The following is a 19909-nucleotide window of genomic DNA, read 5'->3' as shown; positions in this document are numbered from 1 at the left end:
TCAGAACCGGTCCACGATGCCGCGCCAGCGCCTGACCCGGTCCGCGTCGACCGGCTCCCGCCACGAGCCCCGTACGGCGCTGCCCACGTGGAAGGCCCGGACGCCGTAGTCGAGCAGCACCGGCACGTGCTCCTCGCGCAGGCCGCCGCCGGCGAGCATGAGCGAGGCGTCGCCCGCCTCGGCCCGCGCGCGTAAGACCCCCAGGCCGCTGCCGACGCCCTCGGGTGAACCGGACGTGAGGACGGTCGCCAGGTTCGGCAGCAGCCGTACGGCACGCCAGGCGGCCCGCACGTCGGCGGCGTGGTCCACGGCGCGGTGAAAGGTCCAGGGCAGCGGCGAGACCGCGTGGATCAGCGCGTCCGTCGCCTCCCTGTCGACCGACCCGTCCTCGGTCAGGAAACCGAAGACGAACCCCGCAGCGCCGGCCTCGGCGAGCTCCTTGACGTGGCCGCGCAGCCGGTCGAGCTCCTCCGAGGTCACGGTGAACCCGGCGTTGCAGCGGAGCATGACCATCTGCGGCAGCCCGCACTCGCGCGCGATCGCCGCGACGAGGTCCGCCGAGGGGGTGAGCCCGCCCGCGTCCATGTCGGACACGATCTCCAGGCGGTCCGCCCCGCCCTCCTCGGCGGCCACGGCGTCACGCAGGTCGAGCGCGATCACTTCAAGGAGGGATCCCGTCATGGAGTGAACAGTATCCGGTCCCTTTGCGGCACCTCACGGCATCCGCCCTGTTCAGCACTCGATCAACTCGTTGTGGGCTGTGATGTCAAGAACCCTCCGGGCTTGTGTGGCATGTCCCGAGCGGGGGGCCGGCACCACCGGCACCGCCGGCGTGCGGCGACGGGACGAACCGGCCGGGAGCGCGCCGGGCGCGTCCCGCTCGAACAGCGCGCCGGAGGCGCGGTGCGGCAGGTCGACGGTGCGGACGTGCCGGAAGCCCGCCCTCCGGTAGTACGACTGCAGGCCGGCGTTGTCCTTGGCGCAGTCCAGCCGGAGGTAGGGCCGGCCGTGGACGGCGGCCCGCAGGGCGGCCCAGTCGAGCAGCGCCTCCCCCAGGCCCTGTCCCGAGTAGGCCCTGCTCACGGCGAGCTTGTGGACGTAGAGCGCGTCGCCGGGCCGGTCCCCGGGGGTCCAGAACTCCGGGTCGGCGTGGCCGTCCACGGCGATCGTGGCCGCCGGCACCCGGACACCGGCGTCGGCGTCGGCGTCGGCGTCCTCACCGGCGTCCAGGACGTACATGACCCCCTCGCCGATGAGCGGCTCGATGCGCCCGGCGGGGAAGCCTCCGGCGGGCCACTGCCGCACGCCGAGGCCGTTCAGCCACCCGGCGGTGCGCGCCAGCAGGGTGAGGACGCCCTGCAGATCGGCGGGGGCGGCGCGACGCAGCGTGAGTTCCGTAACAAGATCCAGGGTGTTCGCAGGCATGCCTGATTCCTTTCGTGCCGACGGCGGCGATTCGACCACTGTGAGTGACGGCGGGATGCCGTACAGCGTCCGTCCGGAGACGGCGGGCCGCGTCAGGGCGCGCGGGTCCGGCGCGGTCCCCTGCCGGGGTCAGGACGGGAATCGCGGGAACGGCCCCCCGGAGGAGGGCCTTGTGGCCGGGGACACCCGCTCAGCCGAGAGGGTGTCCGGGCCTCGTCAATGACGTTCCAGCTCGTATCGGATCAGATGCTTGTCTGCGGGCAGCACGGACACGGCGACGCGTACGGGCGTGTCATCGGCGTCGTAGCCGACCCGGGTGTGGACGACGACCGGAGTGCCGGGCTCCAGCTGGAGCCGTAACGACTCGTCCGAGGTCGGCATGCGCGCGGAAATGTCGTCGATCACGCGGACCTGGAGATGTCCCAGCTCCTCCAGCACCCGGTTGGCCCCGCGCGTGATGTCGCCGGGCCGGGCGATCTCGGAGTCCCCCACGATCTCCAGGGGGAAGTACGAGTCCAGCGTGTTGTACGGCTGGCCGTCCACGAAGCGCAGCCGCCGGCGCACGACGGCCAGGGCGCCGTCGGCCAGTGCGAGGCGGGTGGCCACGTCCTCGGGCGGCTCGACGATCGAGACCTCGATCCGCTGGTCCGCCGTTCGGCCCTCGGAGCGGACCGCGTGGACGAAGGTGTCGAACCGCGGCTCCTCCTGGTCGTACGGGAGGAACTCGTCCTGGGGGCGCATGAGGAGGGGGCGGCGCTCGCGTACGAACGTTCCACGCCGGCGCATCCGCAGGATGAGACCCTCGTTCTCCAGCTCGCCCAGTGCCAGCCGTACGGTGTTGCGGCTGACGCCGTGCGCCTCCATGAGGTCGGCCTCGGTCGGGATCTGGTCGCCCGGCGCGAGTTCGCCCGCGTAGATGGCCCTGCGCACCTCAGCGGCCACCTGCTGGTAGAGCGACGATCGTGCCATCTTTCCTCAATCCACCCTTTTGTTCCAACAAATCTAGAGGATCTCGGTCTACCGGGAAACAACCCCTTGACCTGAGCCCACCCGGCCGCGCATTATCCAAACGTTGGTACAAATCCATCCAATGGAGGTGGGCCCGTGAGGGCGGTCGGTGCGCGAACGCCGAACTCGCTCTGCCGCGAGCTCCGACCCCGGCCAACCGAGCCCAGACCTGCCAGAGCCCAGACCTATCAGAGCGACGGGAACGACATGTCAGAGCTGTCGGTATCCACCGGCATGACCGCCTTGCGCGGAAATGGCGTGACATGCCCGAACGCGCGGTACCACCGCACCCCCGAGCGGCCGGACGAGGACGGCCGCTCCCCACGGACTCCGTGCGAATGAACGAGGTCTCGACCCCAACCCTCGCCGGGGTCGAGGTCTCGCGCCGGGGCGGAGCGCGTCCTGGCGGGTCCCCCACGCCCGCCAGGACGCGCCACCGTTAGGCGCAAGCAGGGAATGCATCGTCTCCGGCCCTCCTTGAGTCTCATGGGGAGTTCCGGCTGAGGAGGCGCCCGCGCGATGAGCATCCCTGTGTCCCGGAGGGTCGGCCATGACGGCGCCAGGAGGATTCCGGCCGTCAATCCCCAGCACTTCAGGAACGTCCTCGGCAGGTACGCCACGGGCGTCGTGGCCGTCACCGCGATCGACCCGCGGACCGGGGAGCCGTGCGGCCTGGCCGTCAACTCCTTCACGTCCGTGAGCCTCGACCCGCCGCTGGTCGCGTTCTGCGTCTCGGGCGACAGCACGAGCTGGCCGCGGCTGAAGGCCGCCGCGAACCTGTGCGTCAACGTGCTCGCCGAACAGCAGCGGGAGGCGTGCGAGCGGCTCGCCGCCCCGGGCGGGGACAAGTTCGCGGGCCTGTCGTGGGCCCTGTCCCCCGGCGGCGCCCCCGTGCTGGACGGCGCGCTCGCCTGGATCGACTGCGTCGTGGACGTGGAGCACCCCGCCGGCGATCACGTGATCGTCGTCGCCCGGGTCACCGGGCTCGACCGGCACGACGACGGCGGCCCGCTGGTGTTCTTCCGCGGCGCGTACGGAGGGTTCCGCTCCTGACGCAGGAACCGACCGGTCGGTATGCTGCCCGCATGACTCTGTTCTCGGTGGAAGGCAAGACGGTCGTCGTCACGGGCGGGTCCCGGGGCATCGGGAAGATGATCGCGCGAGGGTTCCTCGACGCGGGCGCCACCGTCTACATCTCCTCACGGAAGAAGGACGAGCTGGAGGCCACGGCCGCCGAGCTGGGCTGCCACGCCGTACGGGCGGACCTGTCCACCCCCGACGGCGTCGAGGCGCTGGCGCAGGCCGTGTCGGAGCGCGAGAGCCGCCTCGACGTGCTCGTCAACAACGCGGGGGCGAGCTGGGGCGCGCCGCTGGAGGAGTATCCCGAGCACGCCTTCGACAAGCTCTGGGACATCAACGTCAAGGGCGTGTTCTTCCTCACCCGCCGGTTCCTGCCGCTGCTGCGCGCCGCCGCGTCACCCGGCGACCCGGCACGGGTGATCAACATCGGGTCGATCGACGGGCTCCGCGTGCCGTTCCTGGAGAACTACGCGTACTCGGCGGCCAAGGCGGGCGTCCACATGCTGACCCGGCACCTGGCCCACCAGCTCGCCCGGGAGTCGATCACGGTCAACGCGATCGCGCCCGGGCCGTTCGAGTCGAAGATGATGGCCTTCGCGCTCGACGACCCCCAGATGCGCGGCGCGATCGAGAACGGCGTTCCGCTGGGCCGGATCGGCAGGCCCGACGACATGGCGGGCGCGGCCATCTTCCTCGCCTCACGCGCCGGGTCGTACCTGACCGGCGCGGTGATCCCGGTGGACGGCGGGATCTCCACCCACGGGTAGGGGACGGGCATGTGGCAGATCGCGGTGTGCGGGCCGGGCGAGTGCACCCCGCAGGAGGCCGGGGCGGCCCGCGCCGTGGGCCGTCTGCTGGCCGAGCACGGCGCGGTCGTGCTGTGCGGCGGGTACGGCGGGGTGATGGCCGCCGCCGCGGCGGGCGCCCGGGAGGGCGGAGGCGTCGCGGTCGGCGTCCTGTCCGGGCGGGACCGGTCCGGGGCGAGCCCGGACCTCACCGTGGCCCTGCCCACCGGTTTGGGCGAGGCCCGCAACGCGCTGATCGTGCGGGCCGCCGACGCGGTCGTCGTCGTGGGCGGGTCCTGGGGCACGCTTTCCGAGCTGGCCCTCGCCCAGCGGGGCGGCACGCCCGTGATCACCCTCGGCGGCTGGCAGGTCCTCGACGCCGAGGGCCGCCCGGTGCCCGGTCCGGTGCCCGCGGCCGGCCCGGCCGAGGCCGTACGGCTGGCGCTGGCCGCCGCGGGACGGGCGGGCCCGTTCAGCCCTTGAGCATCTCGGCGAGGGTCTCGGCGAACAGGTCCGGCGCGGCCAGCTCGTCCCGCAGGAACAGGTAGGGCTCGGTGAGCTCCAGCTCGATCAGGACCGGCTCGCCGTCCGGCATCCGGACCAGGTCAACCCGGGCGTACAGCAGGTTCGGCGGCACCGCGGCCAGGACCCGCTCGGCGAGGGCGAACTGGTCGTCGTCCGGGTCGCGCAGCGTGGCGCGGTTCTCCCGGGTCTCCGCCACGCCGGTCAGCATCGGGTGCCGCCGTACGGCGTGGCTGAACTGCCCGCCGAAGTACAGCAGCGACAGCTCCCCCTCCTGCTCGACGGACGCGACGTAGGGCTGGACCATGACCGTACGGCCCTCGGCGAGCAGCTTCGCCGCGTGGCCCGCGGCGGCGTCCCGGTCCGCGGTGCGGACGGTGTCACGGGCGCCCGCCGAGACGGCGGGCTTGACCACGTACTCGTCCCAGTCGGGCAGGTCCGTGCCGGACTCGGCCCAGTGCGTCGGAACGGTGGGCACGCCGAGCGTGCGCAGGTAGGTCTTGTCGGTGTTCCATTCGATCACCGGCGCCGGGTTGAACAGCCGCGTCACCGACTCCACCCGGTGGGCCCACGCGACGAACTCGTCACGACGGTCGATGTAGTCCCACGGGGACCGGACCACCGCCGCGTCGAAGTCCGACCAGTCGACGCGGGGGTCGTGCCAGTTCACCGGCGCGCCCTCGATGCCGGCGCCGAGCCAGGCGGCGAGGGCGATCTCCCGCTCGTCGTCCAGCTCGGCCGCCGGGTGGTCAGTGGTGACGTAGGCGACCTTCATGACGCTCCCATCCGCATGTCATCGGTGACCAATGCTATTGGGCACGTCAGGTGAGCCCGGCCAGCACCTCCGCCGCCGCCTGGCCGCACACCCGGGCGGCGCCGTGCGTGGCGATGTGGACCGCCCCCAGGTCCGTACGGCCCGGCAGCCCCATCTCGACCACGACGCCGTCCGGCCGGGCGGCCAGCAGGCGCTCCAGCAGGTCCGTCTGCCAGAGGTGGCGGTGGGCGTCCCGCACGACGATGACGAGGGGCCGGTCGGCCGCCTGGCTCAGCACCGTGCCGGCGACGCCGTTGTGCACGTCGCCCTGCCGCAGCCGGGCGACCGTGGTGCCGGGCAGCAGCTTGCCGAGCGGCTCCCCCGCACCCCACGGCATGCCCTTGTCGATCGCGAGGTTGGTCTCCGGCGCCAGCTCCACCACGTGCGGGGCTCCGGCCAGCGGCAGCACGCCGTCCGCCCCGCGCAGGGTCACCCGTACGGCCCGGCGGGCGGCGACGAGCCCGATCTCGTCCGTGCGGTCGTCCAGCGGCGGGGCCTGCGCCTGCCAGGCGGTCAGGGCGCGCACCCGCGCCGCGGCGTCGGCGAGCCGCTCCTCCGACAGCCTGCCCTCGGTCACCGCGTCCGCGACGGCGTCGCGGATGTGCTCGTGGGTCGCCTCGTCGGCGTTCTCCCCGCCCACGCAGACCGCGTCGGCCCCCGCCGCCACGGCCATCGCGCTCGCGCCGCCCAAGCCGTACCGGCCGGAGACGGCGGCCATCTCGATGCCGTCGGTCACGATCAGGCCCTCGAAGCCCAGCTCCTCCCGCAGCAGGCCGGTGAGGATGCGGGGACTGAGCGTGGCCGGCAGCTCCTCGTCGTACGCCGTGACCAGCAGGTGGCCGGTCATGATCGAGCGCACGCCCTCGTCGATGGCCACCCGGAACGGCCACAGCTCGACCTCGGCCAGCTCCTCGCGGGAGACCCCGACGCGCGGCACGCCGTGGTGGGAGTCGACCGACGTGTCGCCGTGCCCGGGGAAGTGCTTGGCGCAGGCCGCCACGCCGGTGGACTGCAGGCCGCGGATCCAGGCGGCCGTGTGCCGCGCGACGAGCAGCGGATCGGCGCCGAACGACCGCAGGCCGATGACCGGGTTGTCCGGATTGGAGTTGACGTCGGCGGCCGGGGCGAAGTCGATGTTCACCCCCGCGGCCCGCAGGTCGCGGCCGATGTCGCGGGCCACCCGCTCGGTCAGCTCCACGTCGTCCACGACGCCCAGGGCGTAGTTGCCCGGCCGCGAGCTGCCCGTGCGGGCCTCGAGCCTCGTCACCTCCCCGGCCTCCTCGTCGATGCCGATCAGGATGTCGGGGTTCTCCGCGCGCAGAGCCGAGGTCAGCGCGGCGAGCTGGGCCGGGGTGTCGACGTTCCGGGAGAACAGCACCACACCGGCGAGCCCGCCGGCGAGCCGCCGCCGCACCCAGTCGGGGGCGGTGGTCCCGGTGAAGCCGGGCAACAGGACCGTGTCGGCCAGACGGAGCAGGTCAGGGCTTCGCTTCATGCTGCGCCCACAAGGCATCGCTCAGGCATGCCCCGCAATCTAATAGGAAAGTTTCCTATTTGCTAGGGGGCAGGCCTGGGGATGTGCTCACAGATCGACGCGGTGGAGCCGGTTCTCCTTCACCTCGAAGCCGGCGACGGTGGTCGCCGGCGCGCCGGGACGGTCCACGAAGGCGACGGCCCGGTAGTCCGCGCGGAAGCCCTCCATGTCCGCCGCGCAGGACACGTAGCCGTGGCGGCTGTCGAAGAACGCGATGTGCGGGTTGACGTCGAGGATCGCGCTCGCGTCCGTGATGCCGGGCATGCTCGTCACCGACGGCCCGACGAACTCGACCCCGAGGGCGCGCGAGGCCGGATCCGCCCAGTCGGCACGGATGTCGCAGGCGTACGCGCTGTGCACGTCGCCGCTCAGCACGACCAGCCCGTCGGGGGCGGCGGCGAGCACGCGGGACCGCGAGCCGGGGTAGCCGTCCCAGGCGTCGGCGCTGACGGGTTCGAGCGGGAACTTGCGCTGGGAGAAGAACACGGCCTGCGCGAGCACCTTCCACCGGGCCGCCGAGCCGCGCAGCCGGTCGGTCAGCCACTTCTCCTGCTCGGCGCCGAGCATGTCGCGCCCCTCGCGGTACTGCCGCGTGTCGGTCAGCAGGAAGTCGGCCACCCGACCGTAAGGGCGCCAGCGGTGGTTCTGCAGACTGGAGCCGGACGGGCGCACGCGCAGCGGCTGGTGCTCGTAGTAGGCCTTGAACGCGGCGGCCCTGCGCTTGAGGAAGGCGGCGGGGCTGCCGCCGTCGCCGGGCAGCGCGCCCGCCCAGTTGTCGCGCACCTCGTGGTCGTCGGGGATCGGGACCCAGGGCGCGGCGGCGTGGGCGGCCTGCAGGTCCGGATCCATCTTGTAGCGGGCGTAGCGGTTGCGGTAGGCGCCCAGCGTCGTGCACTCGGCCGCCGACTCGAGCGGGCGCACCCATCGGCCCGGCTTGGGGTTCTTCGGCTTGCCGTACTCGTAGATGTAGTCGCCGAGGTGGAGGACGAGGTCGGGGCGCTCGGCGGCCATGTGACGCAGCGCGGTGAAGTGGCCGTGCTCGTAGCGCTGGCAGGAGACGAAGCAGAACCGCACGGGTGCGGTCGAATCGGGGGCCGGCGCGGTTCTGGTGCGGCCCACCGGGCTGACGTGGCCCTCCACGGAGAACCGGTAGAAGTAGTCGGCGGCGGGCCGCAGCCCGGTCACCCGCACGTGTACGCTGTGCGCCCAGTCCGGTTGCGCGGGCGCCGTGCCGGACCGCAGGATCCTCGTGAACGCCTCGTCCTCGGCGAGCTCCCACCGTACGGTCATCGCCCGGTTGGGCATGCCGCCAGGCTGTGTCGGATGCAGCGGTTCGGGGGCCAGACGGGTCCACAGGATCACGCCGTCGGGTAACGGCTCCCCTGACGCCACCCCCAGGGTGAACGGATAGCCCATTTTCGCCATGAGTTCGATCCTGCCCTACGGGCCCGGCCGGTGCGGGGAGGTCGGGCGAGGCGAGAATGTGAACAAGCTCTTGGTCGGCGGCCATAATGGGAGCCGTGAACCAGCGTAAGGACTCCGGCGGCACGGCCGCGCCGGTCAGGGCGAAGCGGGGGGCGGCCGGTTCGGCGTCCGAACGGCGCGACCACCTCGTCAAGCTCGCCGCCGAGTTGTTCGCGCGCAAGGGCTTCCAGGCCACCACCGTGCGGGAGATCGCGCTGGAGGCCGGCATCCTCTCCGGCAGTCTCTACCACCACTTCGACTCCAAGGAGACGATCGTCGACGAGGTGCTGCGCACCTTCCTCGAGGATCTGATCGCCCGTTACCGCGCGGCCCTGAACACGCAGGCCGACCCGCGCTCGGTCCTGGCGGAGATGGTCAGAATCGGCTTCGGCACGCTGGAGGACCACCGGGCGGCCATCACGGTCATGCAGAACGACTGGAACTACCTGCGCTCGCTGCCCGGCGACCGGTTCGACTACCTGGTGCGGGCCGAGGACGAGGTCGAGCGCATGTGGGTGGAGCAGATCAAGAGCGGCCAGGCCGCCGGGCAGTTCCGCCCCGACGTCGACCCCAAGCTGACCTACCGGATGATCCGCGACACCATCTGGGTGACCGTGCGCTGGTTCCGCCCCGGCGGCACGCTCGACACGGACGCGCTGGCCGACCACTTCGGCAAGCTGCTGTTCGACGGCCTGGCGACCGGCGAACGGGCGAGCCGCCCGTCATGACACTCCTCAAGGCCGTACGGCTCGCGCTGACCGAGGCCGCCGACCCGGCGCGCGCCGTCTCGATGCGGTCGTACATGAAGTCGGAGATGCCGTTCCTCGGGGTGACGGCCGTGCCCCGCCGGGCCGCGCTGCGCAGGGTCTTCTCCGAGCACCGGCTGGACAGCGCCCCCGAGTGGCGCAGGGCCGTGCTGGCGCTGTGGCGCGAGGCGGAGTACCGCGAGGAGCGCTACGCCGCCATCGAGCTGTCCGCGCACCGCTTCTACCGGCCCTGGCAGACGCTCTACACCATCCCCATGTACGAGGAGATGATCGTCACCGGGGCGTGGTGGGACCTGGTCGACGACATCGCCGTGCACCGGATCGGCACGCTGCTGCGGCTGTATCCCGAGAGCATGCGCCGCCTGGTGCTGGAGTGGGCGCACGACTCCGACCTGTGGAAACGGCGCACCGCCATCCTGTGCCAGAACTCCTTCAAGGAGCGGACCGACGCCCACCTGCTCTACGCCTGCATCGAGCCGAGCCTGTCGGACACCGACTTCTTCGCCCGCAAGGCGATCGGCTGGGCGCTGCGGGAGTACGCGAAGACCAACCCGCAGGAGGTGCTCCGCTACGTGAAGCACCAGGGCCTCAGCGGGCTGAGCCGCCGTGAGGCGCTGCGGAACCTCCCCGGCGCGTAGAGCAGGCGGCCCGGTCAGGCGGGGCGGAACGAGTCGCGCGCCTGCGGGGCCGCGTGCTTGATCATGAGATGCCGGGTGACCGAATACTCCAGCACGGCCTCCTGGCTCATGTCCTTGCCGAACCCGCTGCCCTTCACGCCTCCGTGCGGCGCCTCCGAGGCGATCGGCAGGTGGTCGTTCACCCACGTCACGCCCACGTCCAGCCGGTGGGAGACGCGAAGGGCGCGGGCCACGTCCGTGGACCACACCGACGAGGCCAGCCCGTACGGCGTGGCGTTGGCGAGCCGGACCGCCTCGTCCTCGCCGTCGAACGGCATCGCCACCAGCACCGGGCCGAAGACCTCGCTCCGCACGATCTCACTCGCCGGGTCGGCGTCGGCGATCAGCGTCGGCGCGTAGTGGAAGCCGGGGCCGTCGATCGGCGCGCCCCCGTGGACGACGCGGCCGGACGCCCTGGTCACGAAGCCGTGGACCCGCTCACGGTGCTCGGCGCTGATCAGCGGGCCGATGTCGGCGTCCGGCGCCCAGGGGTCGCCGGGCCGGACGCGGGCGACGGCCTCCCGCATCGCCTCGACCGCCTCGGCGTACCGCGATCTCTCGACGTACACCCTGGTCGCGGCCGTGCAGTCCTGACCGGTGTTGTAGGTGGCGCCCATGACCACCCCGGCCGCCATGTCCTCCAGTGAGGCGTCGGCGAACACGAGCGCGGGCGCCTTGCCGCCCAGCTCCAGATGGACCCGCTTGAGGCCGTCCACCGCGCCGCGCATGACCTCGCGGCCGGTGGCGGTGGACCCGGTGACGCTGACCATGTCCACGCCGGGGTCGGTCACCAGGGCCCGCCCCACGTCGGCGCCGCCGGTCACCACCCGTACGAGGCCCTCCGGGGCCCCGGCCTCGGCGAACAGCTCGGCGAGCCGCAGCGTGGTGCGGGGCGTCCGGGGCGCCGGCTTGATCACGACGGCGTTCCCCGCGGCGACGGCCGGGCCGATCTTCCAGATCGCCATGATGAGGGGGAAGTTCCACGGCGCGATCGCCCCCACGACCCCGATCGGCCGTCTGATCAGCACGGACGTGTATCCGGCGCTGAACACGCCGGCGCCCGTGCCGTCCAGGGACCTGGCCCCGCCGGCGAAGAACCGGAGGTTGTCGGCGGCGAACGGCAGCTCGCCATCCCGGAACACGGCGGCGGGCTTGCCGGTCTCCTCGACCTCCAGCCGGGTCAGCTCCGCGGCGTCCCGCTCGACGAGGTCCGCCAGGCGCAGCAGCACCAGCGCCCGCTCCCCCGGCGTCGTCTCGCGCCACTGCTCGAAGGCCTCCCGGGCCACGCGTACGGCCCGCGCAACCCCGTCGACCGGGGTGTCGGGCACGTCCTCGATGACCCGGCCGTCGGCGGGGTTGATCAATGTCGTCATGAGGGTCGTCATGAGGTCGTCCTCAGCTGTCGAAACCGATGCCGAAACGGTCGAGTGACCGCAGCCAGGGCCCCCGGCGGCCCCCGTTCTCGTCGGCGCGGGCGAGTTCGCGGCGGGTGAGCTGCACCACCGGCCAGCGCAGCGGCTCGGGCGGGAACGGCACCGGGTGGCGGCGGGCCATCCGCAGCCGCGTCCGCTCGGTGGACCGCCGGGCCAGCAGGTCGAGGCCGGTCATCGCGCCGAACCTGGACGCGCCGACGCCGAGGCCGGTGTATCCGAGGGCGTAGGCCAGCCGCCCGCCCATCGCCGTGCCGAAGAACGGGGTGAACCGGCTGGTCGAGTCGATCGCCCCGCCCCACCTGTGGGTGAAGCGCAGGCCACGCAACTGCGGGAACGTCGCGAAGAAGTGCCGCGCGAGCCGCTCGTGCGTGGCGTCGCGTTGCTCCGAGCCGCCGCCGCCGAAGTTGTAGACAGCGTCGTATCCGCCCCACAGGATGCGATCGTCGCCGGTGAGCCGGTAGTAGTGGAACCGGTTGCCCGCGTCGGTCAGTCCCTGGCCCTCCGGCCACCGGAGCGACGCCCGCTGCTCGGGCGACAGCGGCTCGGTGACGAGCACGTAGTCCCACACCGGCAGCACGAACAGGCCCAGCCTGCGCAGGGGCGAGGGGAAGGCGTTGGTGGCCAGCAGCACCTGCCCGGCGCTCACCACGCCGTTTACCACGCCGCGGCCTCTCGTCCCGGCCTCCACGCCGGTACGCGTCCGGGTCAGCGCGGTGACCTCGGTGCCCTCGTGGATGCGCACCCCGAGCCGCGCCGCGACGCGGGCCAGGCCCCACGCGAGCGCGGCGGGGTCGAGGACGCCGCCGGTGCCGCGCAGGCGCAGCCCCGCGAGATAGGTGGGCGACTCGACGTCCGCGCGCATCTCGTCGCGGCCGAGGAACACCGCGTCCTCTCCGTGCTCGCGGTGCAGCTTCTCGGCCCGCCTCAGCTCCTCCACCTGGTGGGGCGCCACCGCGACCGTGGTCTTGCCGACCAGCCGGAGGTCGGCGTCGATGCCGTGGTCGTCGACGAAGCGGGCGATGGCCGCGAGGTTCGCCCGCCCGAGCGCGAGCAGGGCCGCGTTCTCCGACGGCCACAGCCTCGTTCCCTGACCCAGCCCGTGGGTCAGGGAGTCGGAGACGAACCCGCCGTTGCGGCCGCTCGCGCCGTACGCGATCGAGCGCGCCTCCAGGAGGACGACATCGCAGGCGGGGTTCTCCTCCTTGGCCAGCACGGCGGCCCACAGGCCGGTGAAGCCGCCGCCGACCACCAGCAGGTCCGCCGTGGTGCGGCCGTGCAGGGGCTCGTACGGGCCGGGCGCCCCGGGCCTGTCGGTCCAGAAGACCCGTGGAGCGGCGTCCTCGATCAGACGGCTGCCCTTGGTCATTTGGTCGCGATGTTCTCGATGACGTCCGCGGCCATGCGCAGGCCGTCGCGGCGGCGGATCTCCTCGCCGGCCGCCGCGAGCCGGTCGCGCAGGTCCTGGTCGCCGAGCAGTCTGTCGATAGCCCCGGTCAGCTCCTCGTCGGCGAAGCCGTAGGTGTCCAGGCGGACGCCGTACCCGGCCTCGTGCACGCGCTGGGCGTTGTCGTACTGGTCCCAGAACAGCGGCATGACGATCATGGGCTTGCCGAAGTGGAACGCCTCGGTCGTCGTGTTGTTGCCGCCGTGCGTGATCACCAGGTCGACCAGCGGCAGGATCTTCGTCTGCGGGACGAGCTCGGCGCCCCACATGTTGGGAGCCAGCTCGATCTCCTCGTGCAGCGGGCCCTTGGAGACGATGTACCGGTGCGGCGTGCGGGCCAGCACGGAGATCACGCGGCGCATCAAATCGACGTCGGCGGAGCCGAGCGAACCCAGCGAGAAGTAGATCAGCGCACCCTCGCCGGGGATGTCCGGCAGCGTGAACTCCTCGTCGGTCTCCCGTACGGACGAGTCGACGCGGGTCCAGGAGTCCCCCAGGGGACGCTCCGCCGCGTAGTCCGCGATCTCGGGATACACGTACAGGTTCGCGTCACCCTCGTGGATGAACTCCAGGTCCTGCAGGGCCGGGGCGCCCTGCTCGACCACCCACGCGTTGAACGCCTCCCACATCTCACGGTGGGTCCGGTCGTACTCCGCCCGGAACTCCGCCCAGCCGGTGCCGTCGGCCGGCAGTCCGGAGAACGGCGGGGCCACGCCCGGGCCCTTCACCTCGAGCGGGTTGCACGAGACGATCCGTACGAACGGGACGCCCGCCGTCACCAGGGCGGGGAAGGCCACCACGTTGTCCTCGACGATCACGTCCGGCCGCACCCGCTCGATGATGGCCTTGAGCTGCGGCTCGCAGTACTTGGCACCGTCGATGAGCGCCTCCCAGATCGGCTTGATGACCGTCTCCAGCTGGTCCAGGGTGCTCTTGCGGTACTCCGGCGCCGTGTCGCGGATGAAGTCCTTCCAGAACTGGCCCGCGTCCTGCTCCGTCGCGTCCTGTTCTTCGGGCGCCGGCGGCGCCAGGTCGACCAGGTCCTCCTCGAAACCGAGCGCCTCCAGCTTGCCCTTCCACGACGCCTCGGCGGCGAACACCACGCGGTGGCCGCGGCGGCGCAGGACGTCGCCGATCCCGACGCAGTTGTTCGTCGGCCCGTAGGCGCTCTCCGGCATGAACAGGATCGTCAAAGGCGTGGCCGTCATTGGGGGGCTCCTCCGAAGCTAGTTGAAGCGAGATTCAAATACGAGGGGGATACACCCGTCAAGAGCTGGGGGAGTATCGTGTGCGCGATGTGAAGCGAGGTGCAATGAGAGGGGTGGGATGACGCAGCGCAAGAGCAAGGCGGACCGGCGGCTCGACCTCATCGACGCGGCCCACAGGGCGATGCTCCAGCACGGCGCCGAGGGGGTCCACCTCAACCAGATCGCCGAGGAGGCGGGGCTCACCTCCGGCGCGGTGCTCTATCACTACCCCGACCTGCGCGAGCTGCTGATCGAGGCCCAGCACGCCGGCATGGAGCGCTTCTACGAGCGGCGCATGAAGAAGATCAGCGGCATCTCCGACCCGGCGGACAAGCTCGTCGTCACGATCCGCTCGGGCCTGCCCGACGGCCCGGACGACGCGGGGGTGCGGCTGCTGTGCGAGCTCGGCGGCGCCGCCGGCCGCAACCGCGTCTACGCGACGCTGCTGACCACGCTGTTCGACCGGCAGGTGTCGATGTACCAGACGATCCTGGAGACGGGCGCCGCCCACGGCGTATTCACGCTGGCGCAGGACTCCGAGACCATCGCCCGCAACCTCGTCGCTCTCGAGGACGCGTACGGCTACCGCATCATCGCCCGGCACCACTCGATCGACCCGGACAAGGCCGTCGAGCTGATCCTCGACTACGCCCGCCTGGCCACGGGCAACCCCCTCAGGCCCGCAGATCGCCGCTGACCTCCGTGGGCTGGGGCGGCTCACAGGGGCGGCGTCACGAGGGCGGCGTCGTCGGCGTCCCAGGAGACGGCGACCTCGGCGCCGGCCTCCACCCTCGCCCGCCCCTGCGTGGCCGCCAGCACCGCGCGGTCGTGACCGGGCACGCTCAGCGCCACGTGGGAGACGCCGCCGTAGAAGCTGACGTCGACGACCCGGCCTCGCAGCACCCCTTCGCCGGCCGTGACCGGGCCGAGGCGGATCCGTTCCGGCCGCACCGCGAGCATCGCCGTCCCGCCCTGCTCGCTCCCCGCGGGCGCGGGGAGCACACCCAGCCCGTCGACCTCCAGGCCCTTGCCCGTGACCCTTCCGGTGAAGAGGTTGTTGGCCCCGATGAAGCCGGCCACGAAGGGCGTGCGCGGCCGTTCGTAGAGGTCCTCGGGGGCGTCCACCTGCTCGACCCGGCCGCCGTTCATCACCGCGATCCGGTCGGCGAGCGACATGGCCTCCTCCTGGTCGTGGGTGACCACGACGAAGGTGATGCCGACCTCGTGCTGCAGCCGCTTGAGTTCGAGCTGCATCTCCGAGCGGACCTGCTTGTCCAGGGCGCTCAGCGGCTCGTCGAGCAGCAGCAGCCGGGGACGCTTGACGACGGCCCTGGCCAGGGCGACGCGCTGGCGTTGCCCGCCCGACAGCTCGTGCGGCCTGCGGCGGGCCTGCGCGGTCAGGCCGACGGTCTCCAGCACGGCGCCGACCCGCTCCCGGATCTCCGCGCGGGGCAGCCGCTCCCGTTCCAGGCCGTACGCCACGTTCTTCTCCACGCTCATGTGCGGGAACAGGGCGTACGACTGGAACATGAGGTTGACCGGGCGGCGGTGCGCGGGGATAGCGAGCAGGTCGGCGCCGTCGAGGCGCACCGAGCCGGTGTCCGGCTGCTCGAACCCGGCGAGGATCCGCAGCAGAGTGGTCTTGCCGCAGCCGGACGGTCCCAGCAGGGCGAAGAACTCGCCCTGCCGGATGTCGAGGTCGACCGAGTCGAGCGCGGTCACCTCGCCGAACCGGCGGCTGACGCCGTCGATGGATATGAGAGTCATCGCAGGGCCTCGGTCAGTCTGGTCAGGCGCTGCGCGACGATCACGACGGTGAAGCTCACCGCGAGCAGCAGCGTCGCCAGCGCGTTGATCTCGGGGGTCACGCCGAACCGCACCATCGAGTAGATGACGATCGGCAGCGTCGGCTCGGACGGAGCCGCGGTGAAGAACGCGATCACGAACTCGTCCAGGGAGAGCGTGAAGGCGAGCAGCGCGCCCGCGAGGATACCCGGGGCGAGCGTGGGCAGGGTGACCTTGACGAACGTGGTCAGCGGGGTCGCGCCGAGGTCCCGGGACGCCTCCTCCAGCGACGTGTCCATGCCGCCCAGCCGGGCCCGGACGACGGCCGCGACGAAGGCCATGCCGAAGACGGTGTGCGCGATCAGCACGGAGTGCAGCCCGAGCGTCAGCTTGATCGCGGAGTAGAACGCCAGCAGCCCGATCGCGATGACGAGGTCGGGAAGGATCGCGGGCAGCGTCGAGAGCGCGTCGAGCAGCCGCGAGCGCGTGTGGCGGGCCAGCCCGACCGCGAGCAGCGTGCCGAGCACCGTGGACAGCGCCGTCGAGCCGAGAGCGACGATCAGCGTGTTCAGCAGCCCGGTACGGATCGACGCGTTGCCCGCCAGCCTGCCGTACCAGTCGAGCGAGAAGCCGCCCCACGAGTAGGGCGACTTGTTCCGGTTGAACGACATCACGACGAGCACGACGATCGGCGCGTACAGGAACAGATAGGTCAGCCAGAAGGGCAGCCGGAGCCAGCCGTGTCTACGCACCGCGTCCCGCCCTCCGCGCGGCCCACGCCTGGGCGAACAGCAGCAACACGAGCACGGCGATCACGGCCAGCGCCAGCACCGACCCGAACGGCCAGTCGCGGGCCTTGAGGAACTGGTCGCGGACGAGGTTGCCGACCATGATCCGGCGTCCGCCGCCGAGCAGCTCAGGGATGACGAAGTTGCCCAGGCTCGGCACGAACACGAACACGCATCCGGTCAGCACGCCGGGCAGCGACAGTGGGAGCGTCACCGACCAGAACGTCCTGGCCGGCCGTGCGCCCAGGTTCGCCGAGGCCTCCCGCAGTTGCGGGTCCAGCCGCTCCACGGCGGAGTACAGCGGGAGGATCATCAGCGGGAGATAGGCGTAGAGCAGCCCGGCGACGATGGCGCCGTCCGTGTAGAGCAGCTCCACCGGCCCCAGGCCGAGCGCCTTCAGCCCGGAGTTCACCGGCCCCTCGGAGTTGAGCAGCACGATCCAGGCGTACGTACGGATGAGGAAGTTCGTCCAGAACGGCAGCACGACCGCCACCAGGGCGACGACCTTCCACCGGGCGGGCAGCCTCGCGATCATGTACGCCGTCGGATACCCGAGCAGCAGGGCGAGCAGCGTCGTGATCGCCGCGAGCTTCACCGACCCGACCACCACGTCGAGGTAGAGCGGGTCGGCGAGGCGGGTGAAGTTCTCCCCGGTCGGCTCGTAGACCACTCCCCCGAACCGGCCCCGCCTGAACACGGTGTAGCTCAGCACCAGCGCCAGCGGGACCAGCAGGAAGACGGTCAGGAAGCCGAACCCGGGCCCCATCGTGGCGAGGCGGCCTGCCGCCTTGCCGACGACATGGGCGGGCTGTCGGGCCGTCATTGCGCCGCCGAGACCTCGGTGGACAGGCGCGTGTACGCGGTGGACGCCTCGCCGAGGTCGATCAGGCTCTCACCCTTGAGCAGCTCGGACGGCGGCTCCGCCAGCGCCGGGTAGCTCTTGAGCAGTGCCGGGTCGACCTTGTCCATGGCCGCCTTGTTGGGGATCCTGTAGAGGATGTTGGCGGGCACCCAGCCGTGGTTCTCGGGGTCGAGGATGTAGTTGACGAAGGCGTGCGCCGCCTCCTTGTTCTTGGAGCTCTTGAGGATCACCATCGTGTCCGCCCAGAGGTCGCTGCCCTCCTTCGGCACCACGAACTTGATGTTCTTCTCCGACGTCGGGCACCAGCCGTCCCACGCCTCGGCCATCACGGCCTCGCCGGACTTGAGCCGGTCGCCGAACGTGGTGTCGTCGTAGGCCAGCAGGTCGGGCTTGACCTTCAGCAGCAGCTCCTTGGCCTTGTCGAGCGCGGCCTGGTCGGTGGTGTTGACCGAGGCTCCGAGCAGCTTGAGCGCCGGAAGCGCCAGCCACCGCTCGGTGGTCATCATGGTGATCTTCTTCTTCAGCTCGGGGGCCGGGCTGAGCAGGTCGTTCCAGCTCGTCGGCGGCGTCTTCACCAGGTCGCTGCGGTAACACAACCCGGTGGTCCCCCAGGTGTACGGGACGGAGAAGACGTTCCCCTTGTCGTAGGCGAGCTGGGACGCCTCGGGGTAGAGGTTCTTCAGGTTCGGGACCAGCTCACGGTGGATGGGCTCCAGCAGGCCCTGCGCGTTGAGCGCCTGCGCGTACTGACCGGACACGAACGCCACGTCGATGCCGCTGTCGCCTCCGGCGGTCAGCTTGGCCACGATCGTCTCGTTCGTGTCGTGGATGGCGACCTTGGTGTCGAAACCGAGCGTGGCCTTCACCCGCTGCGGAAGATCCTTCGGGCTGTAACCGTCCCAGATCGAGATCGTCAGGCTCTGCTTGGACAGGTCCGCCTTGGCGTCGAGGGTCGCGGGCGCACCCGCGGAGTCGGTCGCCGCGCCTCCGCCACAGGCGGTCAGGGCGGACGCCAGAAAGGCAGAGGCCACGACGAGGGGCACGCGGCGCGTCATGGGGGGCTCCCTTGCGTGAGGATGGCGGCCAGTGTTGCAGGACGAATCAACATAGACAAGACTTTTCCCGTTACGTCTACCTGCTCCTTTTGTTGCCGCGTTGAACCCACGTTCAGGAGATCGAGTGCAAGGCTCCCGCTGGCCCCGGGTGATCGAGGGCCCTGACGGCGTCCTCACGCTGGAGACGGCCGAAGGGGTCACCGAGCGCGTGCTGCGCGACCTGGCGCGGGAAGCGGCTCCGCCGCCCTTCTCGGTGCGGGCGCTGCGGCCGCTGCCGCCGGTGCCCCCCGGCGAACGGGCCATCACGGTGGACCAGACCAACCACTCGGTCGTCGCGGGCGAGACCGTGGTCGTCAAGTGGTTCCCCCGGCCGTCGCGGGCCCCGCACCCCGCGCCCGGGCTGCTCGCCCATCTGGCGGGCTTCGCCCGTACGGCCACGCCGTACGCGGCGGTCTACTGGGAGGACGCGCTGGTCGCCCTGGTGACGGCGTACCTGCCCGAGGCGCGGGACGGCTGGGAGTGGTGCGTCGACGAGGCCGAGGCCGGCCGCACCGGCTTCGCCGCCGAGGTCGGCGCCCTCGCCGCCGAACTGCACCTCGCGATGGCCACCCCGTCCGCGGTCCTCCCCGACCCCGTACGGCTGTCGCCGCCCGGCGAGGGGGCGTGGCGGGCCCGCGCCGAGGAGGCGCTGCGTGAGGCCCTGGCTCTGACGGACGGCGCGGACGGCGCATGGCTCGCGGGGCGGGCCGAGGCCCTGCGCCGCGAACTGGAGCCCCTCGCCCGCACCCCCGCCACACCGCTGATCCGCGTCCACGGCGACCTGCACGTGGGACAGATCCTGCGCTGGCGGGACGGCTACGCGGTGGTCGACTTCGACGGCAACCCGACCGTGGCGGACGCCGACCCCTACCAGCCCGCGGCCCGCGACCTCGCGCAGCTCACGACAAGCGTGGACCACGCGGGGCAGGTGGCGGTCAGACGCAGGTCCGCCGACCCGGACGCGACGGCCGCCTGGGCCGCCGCGGCGCGCCGGGAGCTGACGGCGGCCTACGCCCGGACGCTCGGGCGGGCCGGCCGCGCCGACCTGCTCGACCGGTCGCTGCTGCGGCCGTTCGAAGTCGAGCAGGAGTGCCGCGAACTGATCTACGCCGCCCGCCACCTGCCGCGCTGGCGGTACGCGCCGATGGGCGTGCTGCGGGCCTGGTACGCCTGACAACGA

20 protein-coding genes are annotated in these 19909 nt (G+C 71.9%); 7 read left to right on the top strand and 13 right to left on the bottom strand.

Annotated features, from left to right (window positions below; genetic code table 11):
• From HHX41_RS33585 to HHX41_RS33575, 3 genes are all read right to left on the bottom strand, one after another.
• On the bottom strand, window positions 1-681 hold the full coding sequence (locus tag HHX41_RS33585; RefSeq protein WP_182909156.1) for a copper homeostasis protein CutC: 681 nt from the start codon (window positions 679-681) through the stop codon (window positions 1-3).
• Window positions 682-732: 51 nt separating this feature from the next.
• Window positions 733-1425 (bottom strand): N-acetyltransferase, encoded by a 693-nt coding sequence (locus tag HHX41_RS33580; RefSeq protein ID WP_182909155.1) that lies wholly within the window; start codon window positions 1423-1425, stop codon window positions 733-735.
• Between the two features lie 216 nt (window positions 1426-1641).
• A complete protein-coding gene (locus HHX41_RS33575) occupies window positions 1642-2394 on the bottom strand; it encodes a GntR family transcriptional regulator (protein WP_182909154.1) in 753 nt (250 codons plus the stop codon).
• Between the two features lie 558 nt (window positions 2395-2952).
• On the opposite strand from HHX41_RS33575, the gene HHX41_RS33570 reads away from it, so the two are divergent.
• From HHX41_RS33570 to HHX41_RS33560, 3 genes are read left to right on the top strand one after another with little or no spacing between them, the layout of a single operon-like run.
• Window positions 2953-3486 (top strand): flavin reductase family protein, encoded by a 534-nt coding sequence (locus tag HHX41_RS33570; protein ID WP_182909153.1) that lies wholly within the window; start codon window positions 2953-2955, stop codon window positions 3484-3486.
• 32 nt (window positions 3487-3518) lie between these two features.
• On the top strand, window positions 3519-4280 hold the full coding sequence (locus tag HHX41_RS33565) for an SDR family oxidoreductase (RefSeq protein WP_182909152.1): 762 nt from the start codon (window positions 3519-3521) through the stop codon (window positions 4278-4280).
• A 9-nt stretch (window positions 4281-4289) separates the two neighbouring features.
• On the top strand, window positions 4290-4781 hold the full coding sequence (locus HHX41_RS33560; protein ID WP_182909151.1) for a dethiobiotin synthetase: 492 nt from the start codon (window positions 4290-4292) through the stop codon (window positions 4779-4781).
• Here the strand turns inward: HHX41_RS33560 and HHX41_RS33555 are convergent.
• From HHX41_RS33555 to HHX41_RS33545, 3 genes are all read right to left on the bottom strand, one after another.
• Window positions 4771-5595 (bottom strand): RimK family alpha-L-glutamate ligase, encoded by an 825-nt coding sequence (locus tag HHX41_RS33555; protein WP_182909150.1) that lies wholly within the window; start codon window positions 5593-5595, stop codon window positions 4771-4773. The genes HHX41_RS33560 and HHX41_RS33555 overlap by 11 nt on opposite strands.
• A 46-nt stretch (window positions 5596-5641) precedes the next feature.
• Window positions 5642-7129: a glycoside hydrolase family 3 protein gene (locus HHX41_RS33550; RefSeq protein WP_182909149.1), complete on the bottom strand. Its 1488-nt coding sequence runs from the start codon at window positions 7127-7129 to the stop codon at window positions 5642-5644.
• 87 nt (window positions 7130-7216) lie between these two features.
• Window positions 7217-8593, bottom strand: a complete 1377-nt coding sequence (locus HHX41_RS33545) for an alkaline phosphatase (protein WP_182909148.1) — start codon at window positions 8591-8593, stop codon at window positions 7217-7219.
• A gap of 86 nt (window positions 8594-8679) precedes the next feature.
• Between HHX41_RS33545 and HHX41_RS33540 the strand changes: the two genes are divergently transcribed.
• Window positions 8680-9360, top strand: a complete 681-nt coding sequence (locus HHX41_RS33540) for a TetR/AcrR family transcriptional regulator (protein WP_169979632.1) — start codon at window positions 8680-8682, stop codon at window positions 9358-9360.
• Complete coding sequence (locus HHX41_RS33535; protein ID WP_182909147.1) at window positions 9357-10037, top strand: DNA alkylation repair protein; 681 nt, start codon at window positions 9357-9359, stop codon at window positions 10035-10037. The genes HHX41_RS33540 and HHX41_RS33535 overlap by 4 nt, the downstream gene beginning before the upstream one ends.
• A gap of 14 nt (window positions 10038-10051) precedes the next feature.
• Here the strand turns inward: HHX41_RS33535 and HHX41_RS33530 are convergent, their stop codons facing one another.
• Genes HHX41_RS33530 through HHX41_RS33520 form a run of 3 tightly spaced genes read right to left on the bottom strand, consistent with a single transcriptional unit; the run spans window position 10052 to window position 14161 of the window.
• The gene (locus HHX41_RS33530) at window positions 10052-11461 is read right to left on the bottom strand and encodes an aldehyde dehydrogenase family protein (protein WP_259401500.1); all 1410 of its coding nucleotides are present in this window, start codon (window positions 11459-11461) and stop codon (window positions 10052-10054) included.
• A gap of 10 nt (window positions 11462-11471) precedes the next feature.
• A complete protein-coding gene (locus HHX41_RS33525) occupies window positions 11472-12875 on the bottom strand; it encodes an FAD-binding oxidoreductase (protein ID WP_182909146.1) in 1404 nt (467 codons plus the stop codon).
• Window positions 12872-14161 (bottom strand): glycosyltransferase, encoded by a 1290-nt coding sequence (locus HHX41_RS33520; protein WP_182909145.1) that lies wholly within the window; start codon window positions 14159-14161, stop codon window positions 12872-12874. Before HHX41_RS33520 ends, HHX41_RS33525 begins: the two co-directional genes overlap by 4 nt.
• 118 nt (window positions 14162-14279) lie before the next feature.
• Here HHX41_RS33520 and HHX41_RS33515 point away from each other — a divergent pair, with 118 nt between their 5' ends.
• On the top strand, window positions 14280-14897 hold the full coding sequence (locus HHX41_RS33515) for a TetR/AcrR family transcriptional regulator (protein ID WP_169979640.1): 618 nt from the start codon (window positions 14280-14282) through the stop codon (window positions 14895-14897).
• Window positions 14898-14917: 20 nt separating this feature from the next.
• Here the strand turns inward: HHX41_RS33515 and HHX41_RS33510 are convergent, their stop codons facing one another.
• From HHX41_RS33510 to HHX41_RS33495, 4 genes are read right to left on the bottom strand one after another with little or no spacing between them, the layout of a single operon-like run.
• Window positions 14918-15967, bottom strand: coding sequence for an ABC transporter ATP-binding protein (locus tag HHX41_RS33510; RefSeq protein WP_182909144.1), 1050 nt, complete (start codon window positions 15965-15967; stop codon window positions 14918-14920).
• Window positions 15964-16737: an ABC transporter permease gene (locus HHX41_RS33505; RefSeq protein WP_182897671.1), complete on the bottom strand. Its 774-nt coding sequence runs from the start codon at window positions 16735-16737 to the stop codon at window positions 15964-15966. The genes HHX41_RS33510 and HHX41_RS33505 overlap by 4 nt, the downstream gene beginning before the upstream one ends.
• Complete coding sequence (locus HHX41_RS33500; RefSeq protein ID WP_259401499.1) at window positions 16730-17596, bottom strand: ABC transporter permease; 867 nt, start codon at window positions 17594-17596, stop codon at window positions 16730-16732. The genes HHX41_RS33505 and HHX41_RS33500 overlap by 8 nt, the downstream gene beginning before the upstream one ends.
• The gene (locus tag HHX41_RS33495) at window positions 17593-18690 is read right to left on the bottom strand and encodes a spermidine/putrescine ABC transporter substrate-binding protein (protein WP_169979643.1); all 1098 of its coding nucleotides are present in this window, start codon (window positions 18688-18690) and stop codon (window positions 17593-17595) included. The genes HHX41_RS33500 and HHX41_RS33495 overlap by 4 nt, the downstream gene beginning before the upstream one ends.
• Before the next feature lie 124 nt (window positions 18691-18814).
• On the opposite strand from HHX41_RS33495, the gene HHX41_RS41295 reads away from it, so the two are divergent.
• Entirely contained in the window at window positions 18815-19903 is a 1089-nt protein-coding gene (locus HHX41_RS41295; protein WP_182909143.1) for an aminoglycoside phosphotransferase, read from the top strand.
• Window positions 19904-19909: the final 6 nt, after the last annotated feature.

The organism is Microbispora sp. H13382 (assembly GCF_014161445.1).
Taxonomy (GTDB): domain Bacteria; phylum Actinomycetota; class Actinomycetes; order Streptosporangiales; family Streptosporangiaceae; genus Microbispora.
This window is presented reverse-complemented; position numbering and strand designations above follow the sequence as displayed.